This window comes from Aquisalinus flavus (assembly GCF_014640095.1).
In the GTDB taxonomy this organism is placed as follows: domain Bacteria; phylum Pseudomonadota; class Alphaproteobacteria; order Caulobacterales; family Parvularculaceae; genus Aquisalinus; species Aquisalinus flavus.
Map to the genome: position 1 here is coordinate 616035 of NZ_BMGH01000001.1, position 14192 is coordinate 630226.

Consider the following 14192-nt stretch of genomic DNA (forward strand, 5'->3'; position numbering starts at 1 on the left):
ACGGTTGTGGGGAAGGCTGGGGCCAGCGTCAAGCCACCCGGAGGGGAATTCAGGCGGCGTTGATCTTCTTCTCGGCCTTTTTCTGTTCCAGCCACGAGGAAATCAATTCCATGACCGCTTCCTTGCGCACCGGCTTTGGCAGATAATCGTCCATGCCGGCGGCGCGGCAGCGTGTCTGGTCTTCATGCATGGCGTGGGCGGTGATCCCGATCACGGGAACGTGTGTGCCCCGTTGCTTCTGGATCTGCTTGATCTGGCGTGTCGCCTCGAGACCGTCCATCACCGGCATGGAGACATCCATCAGGACAAAGTCGAAATCATGTTGCTGATAGAACTCGACGGCCTCGGCACCGTTATTGGCGATGTGAAGACTGCACGCCACAGGTTCGAGCATGGCCCGCAGCACCATCTGGTTGACCATGTTGTCCTCGGCAATCAGGAAGTGGCAGTTGCGGAAGCTGAGAGCGGCATGGATCTTTGCCTCGGCGCTCCGCGACTCGCCGCTGACGTGGCTTTTGTCGACCGGAAGGGTGATGGTGAAGGTGAAGGTGGAGCCGAATCCGATGGCGCTTTCCACGGTGATTGTCCCGCCGAGATTTTCCGCGATCAGCTTGGAGATCGACAGTCCGAGCCCGGTGCCTTCATGCTGGCGCGATGACGAGCCATCGACCTGCTCGAACTTGTTGAAGATACGGTCGAGCTTGTCCGCCGGAATGCCGCATCCGGAATCCGTGACGGTGATGGTCAACGCAGCCATCCCATCGCGCCGCTGCTCGCCGACATGGATATCGACAGTGCCTGTCTCGGTGAACTTGACGGCATTGCCGGCAAGGTTCGTCACGACCTGGCGGATACGGCCAATATCGCCGATGAACCGGTCGGAAATCTCGGTATCGAATTCCAGGTTGAGCGCGATACCCTTGCCTGCGGCCTTGGGAGCGAGAATGTCGGCGACATCGCCGAGAGCGGCCTTGAGGTCAAAGCTATCCTTGACGAAAGTCATCTTGCCAGCCTCGAGCTTGGAGAAGTCGAGAATGTCGTTGATGATGGTCAACAGGCTGTCTGCCGAGCGCATGACAACGCGGGTCATCTCCTCCTGCTCGTCCGACAGACTGGTGCCCATCAGGATTTCCGTCATGCCGAGAATGCCGTTCATCGGTGTGCGGATTTCATGGCTCATATTGGCGAGAAACTCCGACTTGATGCGGCTTGCCGCTTCGGCCGCTTCCTTGGAGCGGCGCAGGTCGACCGAGAGCGCGCGCAGTTCCTCCTCGCGCTTGGCTTCCTTCGTTATATCAGTATACAGGATGACGTAGCCGCCACCCTGACGGGGATAGAAGTTCTCGCTGATATGCTGGCCGGACGTGTCGATGCGGTTTAGGCGCAGGGCTTCGCCACGCTCCATTTTCGCCGCGATCGTATTGACCTTGCCGCTCTCCGAAGGGCGGTCGCGATACAGCCCGAGCGAGTGGGCCCGCCTGTAGATCTCTTTGGCGTCGCCGCCCAGGGTCCATTTCCCTGGGGGCAGGGCGATGCCCTTTTTCTCGTTGACCATGGCGATGGTCAGGTCGCTGTCGAGCACGACGAGGCTTTCGCCCATCGTGTCGAATATCTCCTGCAGCAGATTGCTTTTCTCCTGCAATTCGCTGGTGCGCTGATTGATCCGGTCTTCGAGCTCCCGATTGGCGACGGTCAGCTTTTCTTCAGCGGTCCTGGCTGCCTCGCGGGCTTCGAACTCCGCGGTGATTTCGCGCGTATAGCCGCGATAGCCGCGGAATTTGCCGTGCTCATCAAACAGCGGCTTGCCGCTGAGGCTGAGCGTGCCGCCCTGGCCATCCTTCATGACGAAGTCGCGAAACGGCTCGTGACGGCGCTTGGCAGCGAAGTGGTCGTGCCAGCGCTGGCGCTCTTCTTCCGTCTGTGTATTGACGTCCTCGAAGGCAGAGCCTGCCTTGCGTCCGATAAACGATTTGACGGATTTTTTCAGCTTACGGACGCTGGATTCGGAAATATAGGTAAAGCAGTCGTTCTCATCCGTTTCCCAGAGACGTTCTGCCGCCAGCTCCGCGAAATCACGGAACCTGGCCTCGTTTTCTTCCAGCGCGCGCTGGTTCTCGATTTTCTGGGTGACGTCGGAAATAAGGCCACGGTACCCGGCGAACCCATCTGCGTGGTTCAAGAGCGGCACGCCGGACATGCTGACATAGCGCTTCTTGCCATCGACGTGGTGCAGGGCGAAGACAAGATCCCTGAAGGCGGTGCGTTGCCTCAAGAGGTCGGCAGACATTTCGAGCGACTTGCGCGAATAGACATCATTCTGGTCGATCAGGGCTGCGAATTTGGTACCGATGAGGCGCGACGGTTCATGGCCGAGAATTTCGCGAGCGGATTCGGCCAGTTGCGTGATGCGCAGACGCTCGTCGAGTTCCCAGGCAGCATCTCGCGACATTTCGAGGAAATCGCGCATGGCTGCGGCCATCCAGCCGCGTTGCAACGCATTTTCATCAGCCTCGTCGGTGAGTGTCCGGATCAGTTTCAGCACGGTGGAGAAGGTGCCCATGCACAGCAGCGACAGGAGGATCATGGAAAGGGCGAAGACTTGCGCCGTGATTTGCGGAGACAAGAGCAAGGCAAAGTTGGATGGCAGAAGCAATCCCAGCATCACCAGGCGGGCCGTCATCGGCAGGGAACACAGGGAGATGCCCGTGATCAGGGCCATCAGGGACATCCAGCCCGCGACCATCACACCGGTTTCGCTGGTGCTGACGATGAACAGGACCGAGCAGATCGACATGAATGGCACATTCACGAGAGCAGAGACCCTGATGAACGTCATGGCCCGCTTGATCTGCTCTTGTGAAAAGGAAGCGGGCTCGGCCTTGCGCCAGTGCAAAAAGCGCAGGCCCGAAAATATCGTGCCGGCCAGCATGGGCAGGGCCAGTATGGCATAGCCAAGATAGAAATGCAGCGCGGCGCCCATCAGCCCGGAGATACCGAGGCAGGAAAAAAGCATCGGCGACAGCTCTTTGAACACCACCATCTTTCTCAGGTCGCTGGTCGACGACGACACTGATGTATCCGGCTGCCGTCTAAATAACGCTTCGGTCTGAAATGGCATCTTTCCCTCACCTAGGCTGGGGAGCATAGGCAAAGGGTGTTAATTTCGGGTTTCTGTAGCGTTCAGGGGACTTTTCAGCTGCTTCCGGCTTGCCTTGAGGGGCAATTTTTAGCAGACAATCTCTCAAACTTCGCAAAAAAGAGTGAAAAATGACTATCGACAAATCCCGCTTGCCGTCCCGCCATGTCACGGAGGGCCCGTCGAGGGCGCCGCACCGGTCCTATTATTATGCGATGGGCCTGTCGACGAAGGAGATCGAGCAGCCTTTCGTCGGGGTCGCCAGCTGCTGGAACGAGGCCGCGCCCTGCAATATCGCGCTGATGCGACAGGCCCAGGCAGTCAAGAAGGGCGTGAAGGAGGCGGGTGGCACCCCGCGGGAGTTCTGCACCATCACCGTGACCGACGGTATCGCCATGGGCCATGAGGGGATGCGCTCCTCGCTTGTCTCGCGCGAGGTCATTGCCGACTCGGTCGAATTGACCATGCGCGGCCATAGCTATGATGCGCTGGTCGGGCTGGCCGGCTGCGACAAGTCCCTGCCGGGCATGATGATGGCGATGCTGCGCCTGAACGTGCCGAGCGTGTTCATCTATGGCGGCTCGATCCTGCCGGGCAGGTTCGAGGGCCGGGACGTGACCGTGCTGGATGTTTTCGAAGCGGTCGGCGCCCATGCTGCCGGCCGGAACGACATGACCGCCGACAAGCTGCAGCTGCTGGAAAAGGTCGCCTGTCCCTCTGCCGGGGCCTGTGGTGGTCAGTTCACGGCCAACACGATGGCCTGCGTGTCTGAAGCGATGGGCCTTGCCCTGCCGCTGTCCTCGGCCCTGCCGGCGCCCTATGAGAGCCGCGACGAATATTCCCGCGCCTCGGGTGAAACGGTCATGATGCTGATCGAAAAGAATATCCGTCCGCGCGATATCGTGACGTTGAAGGCGCTTGAAAATGCCGCTGCCGTCGTCGCCGCGACGGGCGGCTCCACCAACGCTGTGCTGCATCTGCCGGCGATTGCCAATGAGGCCGGTATCGCGTTCACGCTTGACGATGTCGCCGCGATCTTCCGCAAGACGCCCTATCTCGCCGACCTCAAGCCCGGCGGGCAGTATGTCGCCAAGGATATGGGCGAGGCGGGCGGCATGCCGATGCTGATGCGCACCATGCTCGATGGCGGCTATCTGCATGGCGACTGCCTGACGGTGACCGGCAAGACCCTGGCAGAGAACCTCGAAGGCGTCGTCTTCGACGAGACCCAGAAAGTTATCCGTCCGGTGAGCAATCCGCTGTCGCCGACCGGCGGGGTGGTCGGCCTCAAGGGCTCGCTCGCGCCGGAAGGGGCGATCGTCAAGGTCGCCGGCATGAAGAACCTGAAATTCCGTGGCCCGGCCCGGGTGTTCAATTGCGAGGAAGACTGCTTCAAGGCGGTCGAGAAACGCGAGTATGAAGAGGGCGACGTCCTCGTCATCCGCTATGAGGGACCAAAGGGTGGCCCCGGCATGCGCGAGATGCTGTCGACGACCTCGGCAATCTATGGCCAGGGCATGGGCGACAAGGTCGCGCTGATCACCGATGGCCGTTTTTCGGGCGCGACGCGCGGTTTCTGCATCGGCCATGTCGGGCCTGAGGCCTTCGATGGCGGGCCGATCGGCCTTTTGAAGGATGGCGACATGATCGTCATCGACGCGGCAGAGGGCACGATCAATGTCGAGCTCAGCGAGGACGAGCTTGCCGAACGGCGCAAGTCCTTCACGCGCAAGGAAAACATGTATGCCAGCGGCGCCCTGTGGAAATACACCCAGACCGTCGGGCCGGCCTATCTCGGTGCCTGCACCCAGCCCGGGGCGAAGGACGAGAAACACGTGTATGCCGATATCTGATCCGTCTGAGGCGTAACCCGACCTTTCGTTTTCAGGCGGCTGCGACTAGGCTCTGACTGAACACAATCGGGAGGGACCCTCATGAAGATAACCGCAACCGCCATCGCGCTCGCCATGACGTCAGCGCTGTTCACGGCCAACGCATCCGCTCAGGAAATGCAGGCCCAGCTGACGCTGGAAAGCGCCGCCACGATCCGCGACGGATGCCTCGCCCATGCGGCCGAGAATGACATGGTCATCGCCATCGCCGTGTTCGACAATCGCGGCATGATGGTGACCTATGCGGCAATGGACGGGATCGCCGCTGCCATCCCCGATGTCGCCATGTGGAAGGGCCGTTCCGCCGCAAAGTACCGCTTCGCGACCTCCATCACCGCCGACTGGGGCGGGGAGGCCCCTGACATCGCGGTGTGGGAGGGCGGCTTGCCGATCTACATGGCCGACGGCTCGCCACTCGGCGGCGTAGGGGTTTCCGGCGCGGACAGCTCCGACGATGTTGCCTGCATCATGGCCGGTGTCGCGGCGGCAGGCCTCGTGACCGAAGTGACTTCAGTGGAATGACGAAGGCCGGTGTGACAGACTTCGAATCCATCCATCCCGACTTCGTCGCATTCGATACTCTATACACTGATAAGTTAGAGCCGAGATTGATGGCGATTGAACAAGAGCGCCAGCAAAAGCTCAAAGCCTTCCAGCGGGGCTCGGTGGTTGCGCTGATCCTCGCGGCAGTCCTTGGCGCTGGCCTGTTTTTCTGGTCCGGTCACTGGCTCGTCGCTGCGATTGGCGGGCTGGCCGTTGCAGGCATCGGCGCGGGCATCTCCTATATGCCGCTCAGCAAGGTCAATAGCGGCGCCCACGACTTCCTGATGGACTCGGTCATCTCCGCCCTCGACATGACCTATACGGAGAAGGCGTTCGCGCCGCCCGAATTTGCGGCCTTCCGGGCCCTGAAACTTTTGCCGGATGATGACCGCCGGTCCTTCGAGGACCTCGTCACCGGCACGCGCCACGGGACCGACTTTTTCGTCTATGAGGCGCATCTGGAAACGGTGTCGCGCGACAAGGATGGCGACGAGACCTGGCATACCGTCTTCCGCGGCCAGCTTCTCAGGATCGGCTATCCCAGAAAGTTCTACGGCAAGACCGTGGTCGCCCGCGATGCCGGCTGGTTCAACGCCATGTCAAAACCGGGCAGCGGCTTTTCCAGGGTTGGGATGGCGAGCCCGCGATTCGAGAAACTGTTCGAGGCGTGGTCGACCGACCAGGTCGAGGCGCGCGACCTGCTCGACCCTGTCGTGCTCGAGCGGTTTCTGGAGCTGGAAAACCTCTTCAAAGGCAAGCAGCCCCGCGCCGCCTTTGCCGACGGGGCGCTCTATCTGGCGGTGGAAACCGGCAATGTGCTGCAGAAAGGCTCCAGCTTCCGGTCCATCGCCTCGCGCGAGCGGGTCGGCGACCTGCTGAAGGAATTCGCGATCATCTTCGATTTGATCGATGTAATCGTAAAGCCGGTTGAGGGACGGATAGAAGGAAGCTATTCTCTCCGGGGGTGACGAGCAGATTTCTTGAGAAAGCATGAAAGGAGAGAGTCATGACAATCGAGGAACTCGTGAACTGGTGCCGTGAAGAGCGCGAAGATGCGCTGCGCCAAATCGAACTTTTCGCCAAAGGCGGCGTCAAGGCAAAACTTGAATTGCCAGACGGGTCGGAAGAGGAAATTACCGAAACCCTCGTCAGGCATCAAAAGGAATTCGCAACGAAATACGAGCGGCTGATAGCAGTATTGACCAAATAAGCTATCGGACGATCGTGATTTTCTCCGCCGCGCGCGTCACGGCGGTGTAGAGCCAGCGGTCGCGGTGCTCGCGAAAGGCAAAGCTTTCGTCGAACAGCACGACATCATCCCATTGCGAGCCCTGCGCCTTGTGCACGGTCAGGGCATAGCCATAATCGAACTCGTCCGAGCGCCGCCGCTTCTGCCAGGGGATCTGTTCAGCGCTCTCGGAGAAAAAGTCAGGCAGCACCCCGACACGGGTCGTGCGCCCGCCATCCTCCGGGATCAGGTCCATACGCAGCAGCCCGCGCTTCTTGCCGGCCCGCGCCTTCACCTTCCACATGCCGCCATTGAGCAGGCCCTTTTGCTTGTTGTTGCGCAGGCAGACGAGCCGTTCGCCGACGCAAGGGCTATCGCCATCGAACTCCAGCAGCGTGCGGATGCGGCCATTATACTTCTGGCGGGTGATATTGCGCCCGACCAGCACCTGGTTGGCGGCGAGGATCGCGTCGGCATCGATTTCACGCCGGCCGATGACGCGGCTCTCGCCATAGGTGCCGTGCTCGGGCATGCCGCCCTCGCGGATATCCATGGACAGGCGGATGATCGGATTGTCCGCCGCCTGACGGTGCACCTCGGTCAGCATCACGTCGGGCTCTGCCTCGGTAAAGAAGCCGCCGCCCTTGACCGGCGGCAGCTGTGCCGGATCGCCCAGCACCAGCACCGGCACGCCGAAGGAGAGGAGGTCGCGGCCGAGCTCCTCGTCGACCATGGAGCATTCGTCGATGATAATGAGGTCAGCCTCGCCGGCGGGCGCGTCGCGGCGGATGGTGAACATCGGCGCGCCGTCTTCCTCTTCGTCCTCGCTTATGGCGGGGCGATAGATCAGGGAATGGATCGTGCCAGCGTCGGCGCAGCCCTTCTGGCGCAGAACATGGGCGGCCTTGCCGGTGAAGGCGCCGAACACCACGTCGCCATCGATATGCTCGGCGATATGGCGGGCGAGGGTGGTCTTGCCGGTACCGGCATAGCCGAACAGGCGGAACACCTGGGCCTCGCGCTTGCCTTCATACCAGCGCGAAACGGCTTTCAGCGCGGCATCTTGTTGCGGTGACCAGCTCATATTCTAGTCCAGCGTGATCCAGACAGGGACGTGGTCGGAAGGTTTTGCCTCCTGGCTGCCGAAGCCGGGGTCGCGCGTGGTGCGGTCGACGCCGCCGGAGGTCAGCCGGTCGGCGGCCTGGGGCGAGAGCATGACATGGTCGATGCGGATGCCATGATCCTTCTGCCAGGCACCGCGCTGATAGTCCCAGAAGGTGTAGAACACATCATAGGGATAGAGATGGCGCAACGCGTCGGTCAGGCCGAGATTCTCGATCTCGCGAAACGCGGCGCGGGTCGCCGGCAGGAACAGCGCATCGTCAGCCCATGCGGCGGGATTATGCACGTCTTCGGCCTGCGGGATGACGTTGTAATCGCCGGTCAGGATGAAGGCTTCTTCGGTTTTGAGCAGGGCTTCTGCGCGGGCTTTCAGATGCGCCATCCAGCCGAGCTTGTAGTCATATTTCGGACCCGGCGCCGGGTTGCCATTGGGCAGGTAGAGCCCGCCGACGCGTACCGGTTCGGCATCGTCCGGGAACACCATCGCCTCAATATAGCGCGACTGGTCGTCATCGTCATTGCCCGGCAGGCCGCGGATCACGTCTTCCACAGGAAATTTCGACAGCAGGGCGACGCCATTATAGGTCTTTTGTCCGTGCAGCTCGCAATTGTAGCCGCGATCCTCGAACGCGCCGACGGGAAACTTCTCGTCGAGACATTTGATTTCCTGCAGCACGCAGACATCGGGCGTGGCCGCATCGAACCATTCGAGAATGCGGGGCAGGCGGGCATTGATGGAATTGACGTTCCAGGAGGCAATTTTCATGGGGCAGGCTGACTATCAGAAATAGTGAAAGATGAAGAGTGCCCACATGGCGATCGCCGCCACCATGCTGCCGAGAAAGGCATAGAAGCGGTGCATTACGCGGTTGGTACCGGTGTGGATGATCATGTGGACGATGCGGAAGGCGACGAAGACCCAGGCCAGGACGGTCATCAGCACGCTCGACCCGCCGGTGACGATGTAGAGCAGGATGACTAGATAGAACAGGAGCGGCAGTTCGAACTGGTTGGAATAGCAGTTTGCGACCTGCCTCGGCCGGTCTGGCCAGATCGAGGGGTCCGTGGCAGACCGCTGGATCATCTCCTTGTCGGCGCCGGCGGCCCGGCTGCGCGAAATCGCGACCCAGAACAACAGGAAGAAAGTCAGCGCGACCTGCACGAGCAACGGCAAGACCAGGGACATCATGGGTAAACCCCTCTCATGGTGATTCTCTCGTCACTTATAGCATGTCGAAGGCGGCATGCCCGATAGAAGTGCCGACCTGTCAGATCGCGAAAGAGGTGCCGCAGCCGCAACTGGCGCTGGCGACCGGGTTGTTGATCCTGAACGCCGCGCCGATCAGTTCGTCGGCAAAGTCGATTTCCGCGCCGGGCATATAGCCTTGCGAGATCGAGTCGATCAGCACCGTTGCACCACCCTTCTGCAGGACGAGGTCGTCATCCTCGCGTTCCGAGACGATGTCGAACGTGTACTGAAAACCCGAGCAGCCGCCACCGGCGACGGCAATGCGCAGCATAGCGCCATCCGCTTCCTTCGACAGGATCTCGGCGATGCGCCTCGCGGCGCGGTCGGAAAGGGTGATAGAGTCGTTCATGCAGAAATACCTGTGGGAGAAATACCTGTGGGATCAGCGGTGGTTTTTGCGCTCAGCCCGGACGCGGACGCGCTTTGGCTGCGGTTTCGGGCGCGTGGTAATGAAAACGAATGCGGCAGCGGCGGCAAGGGCAAAAGCGGCGAAAACCATAATCAGATACTCCATTAAACGGCGCGGCAGTGGGCCGCTGATACAGGATATAAGGGTCTGCGCCACCCTTTCAAAGCCTCGCACCTGACAATAGATCGCGGGCCGGGCTGGGCGTCGCACTCAGGCGCCGAAGCACTTGCCCTTTGGCTCTGCGGGCGAACTGGTCTAAGCGAGCATCAGAGCCGGACCGCCTCCGGCACACCGTACACGATTTGTTCCAGTCGCACAACCCTGAAGGCCAGCGCCATGGCAGTCCCGTTTCCGGCCCCGATCAAGCCCTATGCCTGCAATGCCGCGCAGACCCGCGGCCGTCTCTACGACGAGCCGGAGAGCCAGACCCGCTCGCCTTTCCAGCGCGATCGCGACAGGGTCGTGCACTCAATCGCCTTCCGCCGGCTGAAGCACAAGACGCAGGTGTTCTTCTATCACGAGGGCGATCACTACCGCACGCGGCTGACCCATTCCCTGGAGGTGGCGCAGGTCGGGCGCTCGCTCGCGCGTCTGCTGCAGCTCGATGAGGACCTCGCCGAATGTCTCGCGCTCGCCCACGATCTCGGCCATTCGCCGTTCGGCCATACCGGCGAGGATGTGCTGGAGGAGGTGATGGCGCCCTATGGCGGGTTCGATCACAACGCCCAGACCCTGCGCATTCTCGCCAAGCTCGAACAGCGCCATGCGGCGTTTCCGGGCCTCAACCTGACCTGGGAAACGCTGGAAGGCGTCGTCAAGCATAATGGTCCGCTCATCGGCCCCGGCGCGGATGCCATCGCGCGAGAACGAAATAAGGGCGACAAGGCGCCGCCGCTGCCCGCCGCGCTGGCCGAATATGCCGAACTTCACGACCTGCAGCTGCACACCTGGCCCGGTCTGGAGGCGCAATGCGCCGCCCTTGCCGACGACATCGCCTATAACAACCACGACGTCGATGACGGCCTGCGGGCCGGGCTGTTCACGCTCGAGGAGGCGATGGACGTGCCGCTGATCGGCGAGGCTATCCGCGCGACGCGGGAAAAATATCCGGATTGCAGCGAGCCCCTGCTGGTCGCCGAGGCTGTCTCCGACATGATCGGTGAAATGGTGGCGGATGTCTTTGACGAGACCAACCGCAGGCTGGCAGTGCTGAAGCCGGAAACGGCGGAGGATATCCGCCATGCCGAGCGGGCGATGGTTGCGTTCTCTGACGGGATGTTCGCCAAGGTGACAGAGCTGCGCACCTTCCTGTTTGCGCGCATGTACCGCCACTGGAAGGTGATGCGGGCCCGGTCCCACGCCAAGCGCATCGTGCGCGATCTGTTCGGTGTGTTCATGGCCGAGCCGGAAACGCTGCCGCCGGAATGGCGCCATGCGTGGGCTGACGGCGACGAACAGAAAAAAGCCCGGGCGATCTGTGACTACATCGCCGGCATGACCGACCGCTTCGCGATCCGCGAGCATCACAAGCTGTTTGATGCAGGCGGCTGGGTCTAGGCGGCTGGGTCCGACGGGGCGCCGTCATATTGATGCCAAGGTTCACGTTAACCACTCTCTGCAACAGGTAACTTGCGGATCGCGCCCGAGTCGCGTTACGGCAAACCATCCATACCCGCATTGTGGGGCCAATTTTCAGGAATATCAGCTTCATGGCAGCGATGAGCGAAGAATATAGCGAAGAATACGACGAGTATTACGATGACGAGGAAGGCGCAGGCCCATCAGGCCTGCTGATCCTGGTCGTTGGCCTGCTGATTGTTCTCGTTTTCTGCCTCATCGTGGTCTTTGCCTACAAGCGCGGCATGGCCGTTGGCGAGCAGCGCTCCGGGGAGGTTCCGCTGGTTACCGCCGAGGCCGGTCCGGTCAAGACCGAGCGCGCGCTCGATCTGCCCGCCGGTACGCGGCCTGAAGTCGAAGAGACCCTTTCCGGCAATCCGCCTGCCGAAGTGCTGGTCGATGCCGGGGCCGACCGCGATCCGCTTGAGAATTATGGCGAGACCGTATCGGCCTCGCAGCAGGTGAGTGGCAGCGAAACGGCGCCAGAGCAAGAGACGAGCGACTCGTCCGCTCAGCCGTCGACCTCTGCATCCACCGGCCAGGCCACGGCAACATCGCCGGTCCGCAGCGATCCGGACCCGGTCGCCACGCAACCGATCGAGCAACCGGCAACCCGACCCGAACCGGCTGCGAGCACGCCTGCCACGACCCCGGCCACGACACCCGCCCCGACACCGGCGACCACGACCACAGCCCCGGTTTCCGGCAGCCATGTCGTTCAGGTCGGCGCGTTTGGCAGCGATGCCGAGGCGAACACGTTCTATGACCGGCTGACTGGCCGCCATGCCACGCTGATGAGCGGCAAGCGGCCGGACATCCAGGTCGCCGATCTTGGCGATCGCGGTGTCTTCCACCGCCTGCGCATCGGACCGTTCACGTCCTATGATGGGGCATCCAACTGGTGCGACCAGCTGAAGGCGGCGGGCCAGGACTGCCTCGTGCGGGCCGTCGACTGATCACCCTCAACACCGGCCATCAAGGCCGGGAGGCTTTCATGACCAATTCGCCCCAATGCGCCTTCATCGCCGGTTGCGCCGGTCTATCCCTGAGCGATGAAGAAAAGAGCTTCTTCGAGAAGACGCGGCCCTGGGGGTTCATCCTCTTTGCCCGCAATTGTCAGGATAAAGACCAGATCCGCGCCCTCTGCGCCGAGCTGCGCGCGGCCATAGCGGTAGACAACGCCCCGATCCTGATCGACCAGGAGGGTGGCCGTGTCGCCCGCCTGAAAGAGCCCGGCTGGCCAAAACGCCCGCCCATGGCGCGCTTCGGCGATCTCTACAAGCTGAAGCACGAGAAGGCGGCCGAGGCGGCCTTTCTCGGGGCGCGGCTGATCGCGGCGGATCTCACGGAGGTTGGAGTGAACGTCAATTGCGTGCCGGTGCTCGACGTGCCGCAGCCGGACGCCCACGAGATCATCGGCGACCGGGCGCTGGCGAACCATCCGGAAGTCATCGCCAGCCTCGGCCGCGATGTCATCAACGGGTCACTCGCCGGCGGTGTCCTGCCGATCATCAAGCATATTCCGGGGCATGGCCGCGCCATGGCCGACAGCCATCTCGAGCTGCCTGTCGTTACCGCGCCGCTCGATGATCTCGAAAAGGTCGATCTCGTGCCGTTCAAGGCGTTGTGTGATGCGCCGATGGCGATGACCGCCCATGTCATCTACACCGCCTGGGATGCCGATAATTGCGCGACCCTGTCGCCCAAGGTCGTCGGCGATGTCATTCGCCGCCAGGTCGGGTTCGATGGCCTGTTGATGACCGACGATCTGTCGATGAAGGCGCTGACGGGCTCGTTCGGGGATCGCGCCAGTGCCGCGCTCGCTGCCGGTTGCGATTTGCTGCTCCACTGCAATGGCGATATGGCCGAGATGCAGGCGATCGCCGCGGCCGCGCCTGTGCTGGAGGGCAGGGCGCTGGAGCGCGCTGACGCTGCGATGGCGCTTTTGACATCCAAATCGGGCTTCGATCGGGAAAAAGAAGAGGCTCGTTTTGCCCAATTGCTAAAACCTGTCATGGCCTGAGGCCGGAATCGGTCTTAAGGTTTCACGATATGAGTAATGAACCCCAATCCATGGACGAGACCCTCGACGAGGACGACGCGTCTGCCGCGCCCGAAGAGGCAGAACCTGCGTCGCCATCCGGCCATGTCGGCGAAGGCGAGCAGGCTGAGGATTTCGACGCGCCGGTGCGCGTGAAGCCGGAAGCCGCGGAGCTCGACCCCGACGCGCTGATCGTGCGGCTCGAGGCCTATGAAGGCCCGCTCGACATGCTGCTCGATCTGGCGCGCCGCCAGAAGGTCGACCTGCGCCAGATTTCGGTCCTGACCCTGGTCGAGCAATATCTGATCTTTGTCGAGGCGGCCCGCGCGCGCAAGCTGGAGCTCGCTGCCGACTATCTCGTCATGGCGGCTTGGCTGACCTACCTCAAATCGCGCCTGCTGCTGCCCAAACAGGAAGCGGATGGCGAGGAGCCGACGGCGGACGAGATGGCGGCCCGGCTCGCCTTTCAGCTGCAGCGGCTCGAAGCCATGCGCGAGGCGGCGGACAAGATCCTCGAACTGCCCCAGCGCGGCATCAATTTCTTCCCGCGCGGCAATCCCGAGGGCGTGCGGGTCGTGCGGACCACCGAATGGAACGCGGAAATCTATGACCTGCTGAAGGCCTATACCAGCCAGCGCGTGAAGGCCGTCGATGCAACGATCAAATACACCCCGCCAAAGGTCTTCCAGATCGAGGCGGCGCGCGAGCGCCTCGGGCGCATTCTCGGCGACATCCCCGACTGGACCGACCTCACGAGCCTGTGGATGGATCAGGAGGTCGACGCGCCGCGCTCGTCGATCATCGCCAGTGCCTTCAACGCCACGCTTGAATATGCCAAGGCCGGGCACATCGATATCCGCCAGGGCGGCGCCTTCCAGCCGCTTTACCTGCGCAAGCGCGTCGGCGCGGCGCCAGGCGCAGAATCGGCGCAATCCTTTAATCCGGAGAGTTGAGA

13 protein-coding genes are annotated in these 14192 nt (G+C 62.0%); 8 read left to right on the forward strand and 5 right to left on the reverse strand.

Features of this window, described 5'->3' with window-relative positions; translation table 11 throughout:
- Window positions 1–49: 49 nt before the first annotated feature.
- Entirely contained in the window at window positions 50–3070 is a 3021-nt protein-coding gene (locus IEV88_RS02880) for an ATP-binding protein (RefSeq protein ID WP_188159781.1), read from the reverse strand.
- Between the two features lie 197 nt (window positions 3071–3267).
- Here IEV88_RS02880 and ilvD point away from each other — a divergent pair, with 197 nt between their 5' ends.
- From ilvD to IEV88_RS02900, 4 genes are all read left to right on the forward strand, one after another.
- Complete coding sequence (ilvD, locus tag IEV88_RS02885; protein ID WP_188159782.1) at window positions 3268–4989, forward strand: dihydroxy-acid dehydratase; 1722 nt, start codon at window positions 3268–3270, stop codon at window positions 4987–4989.
- 81 nt (window positions 4990–5070) lie between these two features.
- Complete coding sequence (locus IEV88_RS02890) at window positions 5071–5550, forward strand: GlcG/HbpS family heme-binding protein (RefSeq protein ID WP_188159783.1); 480 nt, start codon at window positions 5071–5073, stop codon at window positions 5548–5550.
- Between the two features lie 89 nt (window positions 5551–5639).
- Complete coding sequence (locus IEV88_RS02895) at window positions 5640–6539, forward strand: DUF3137 domain-containing protein (protein ID WP_188159784.1); 900 nt, start codon at window positions 5640–5642, stop codon at window positions 6537–6539.
- Between the two features lie 38 nt (window positions 6540–6577).
- On the forward strand, window positions 6578–6781 hold the full coding sequence (locus tag IEV88_RS02900) for a hypothetical protein (RefSeq protein WP_188159785.1): 204 nt from the start codon (window positions 6578–6580) through the stop codon (window positions 6779–6781).
- A gap of 1 nt (window position 6782) precedes the next feature.
- On the opposite strand, the gene IEV88_RS02905 is transcribed toward IEV88_RS02900, so the two are convergent.
- The 4 genes from IEV88_RS02905 to IEV88_RS02920 form a co-directional block, all read right to left on the reverse strand.
- Window positions 6783–7883 (reverse strand): ATP-dependent DNA helicase, encoded by a 1101-nt coding sequence (locus IEV88_RS02905; protein WP_188159786.1) that lies wholly within the window; start codon window positions 7881–7883, stop codon window positions 6783–6785.
- A 3-nt stretch (window positions 7884–7886) separates the two neighbouring features.
- Window positions 7887–8687, reverse strand: coding sequence for an exodeoxyribonuclease III (locus IEV88_RS02910; RefSeq protein ID WP_188159787.1), 801 nt, complete (start codon window positions 8685–8687; stop codon window positions 7887–7889).
- A gap of 15 nt (window positions 8688–8702) precedes the next feature.
- Entirely contained in the window at window positions 8703–9110 is a 408-nt protein-coding gene (locus tag IEV88_RS02915) for an MAPEG family protein (protein WP_188159788.1), read from the reverse strand.
- Between the two features lie 79 nt (window positions 9111–9189).
- A complete protein-coding gene (locus tag IEV88_RS02920; protein ID WP_188159789.1) occupies window positions 9190–9519 on the reverse strand; it encodes a HesB/IscA family protein in 330 nt (109 codons plus the stop codon).
- A gap of 396 nt (window positions 9520–9915) precedes the next feature.
- On the opposite strand from IEV88_RS02920, the gene IEV88_RS02925 reads away from it, so the two are divergent.
- The 4 genes from IEV88_RS02925 (at window position 9916) to IEV88_RS02940 (ending at window position 14190) form a co-directional block, all read left to right on the forward strand.
- Entirely contained in the window at window positions 9916–11136 is a 1221-nt protein-coding gene (locus IEV88_RS02925) for a deoxyguanosinetriphosphate triphosphohydrolase (RefSeq protein WP_188159790.1), read from the forward strand.
- A 152-nt stretch (window positions 11137–11288) separates the two neighbouring features.
- Entirely contained in the window at window positions 11289–12152 is an 864-nt protein-coding gene (locus IEV88_RS02930; RefSeq protein ID WP_188159791.1) for an SPOR domain-containing protein, read from the forward strand.
- 38 nt (window positions 12153–12190) lie between these two features.
- Window positions 12191–13219 carry a beta-N-acetylhexosaminidase gene (gene nagZ / locus IEV88_RS02935; RefSeq protein ID WP_188159792.1) on the forward strand — a complete coding sequence of 343 codons (1029 nt, stop codon included), beginning with the start codon at window positions 12191–12193 and terminating at the stop codon, window positions 13217–13219.
- Between the two features lie 29 nt (window positions 13220–13248).
- Window positions 13249–14190: a segregation and condensation protein A gene (locus IEV88_RS02940; protein ID WP_229731394.1), complete on the forward strand. Its 942-nt coding sequence runs from the start codon at window positions 13249–13251 to the stop codon at window positions 14188–14190.
- Window positions 14191–14192 lie beyond the last annotated feature (2 nt).

Coding starts and splice junctions, on each gene's coding strand:
- ilvD (WP_188159782.1), top strand. CDS start 3,268: ATGACTATCGACAAATCCCGCTTGCCGTCCCGCCATGTCACGGAGGGC.
- IEV88_RS02890 (WP_188159783.1), top strand. CDS start 5,071: ATGAAGATAACCGCAACCGCCATCGCGCTCGCCATGACGTCAGCGCTG.
- IEV88_RS02895 (WP_188159784.1), top strand. CDS start 5,640: ATGGCGATTGAACAAGAGCGCCAGCAAAAGCTCAAAGCCTTCCAGCGG.
- IEV88_RS02900 (WP_188159785.1), top strand. CDS start 6,578: ATGACAATCGAGGAACTCGTGAACTGGTGCCGTGAAGAGCGCGAAGAT.
- IEV88_RS02905 (WP_188159786.1), bottom strand. CDS start 7,883: ATGAGCTGGTCACCGCAACAAGATGCCGCGCTGAAAGCCGTTTCGCGC.
- IEV88_RS02910 (WP_188159787.1), bottom strand. CDS start 8,687: ATGAAAATTGCCTCCTGGAACGTCAATTCCATCAATGCCCGCCTGCCC.
- IEV88_RS02915 (WP_188159788.1), bottom strand. CDS start 9,110: ATGATGTCCCTGGTCTTGCCGTTGCTCGTGCAGGTCGCGCTGACTTTC.
- IEV88_RS02920 (WP_188159789.1), bottom strand. CDS start 9,519: ATGAACGACTCTATCACCCTTTCCGACCGCGCCGCGAGGCGCATCGCC.
- IEV88_RS02925 (WP_188159790.1), top strand. CDS start 9,916: ATGGCAGTCCCGTTTCCGGCCCCGATCAAGCCCTATGCCTGCAATGCC.
- IEV88_RS02930 (WP_188159791.1), top strand. CDS start 11,289: ATGGCAGCGATGAGCGAAGAATATAGCGAAGAATACGACGAGTATTAC.
- nagZ (WP_188159792.1), top strand. CDS start 12,191: ATGACCAATTCGCCCCAATGCGCCTTCATCGCCGGTTGCGCCGGTCTA.
- IEV88_RS02940 (WP_229731394.1), top strand. CDS start 13,249: ATGAGTAATGAACCCCAATCCATGGACGAGACCCTCGACGAGGACGAC.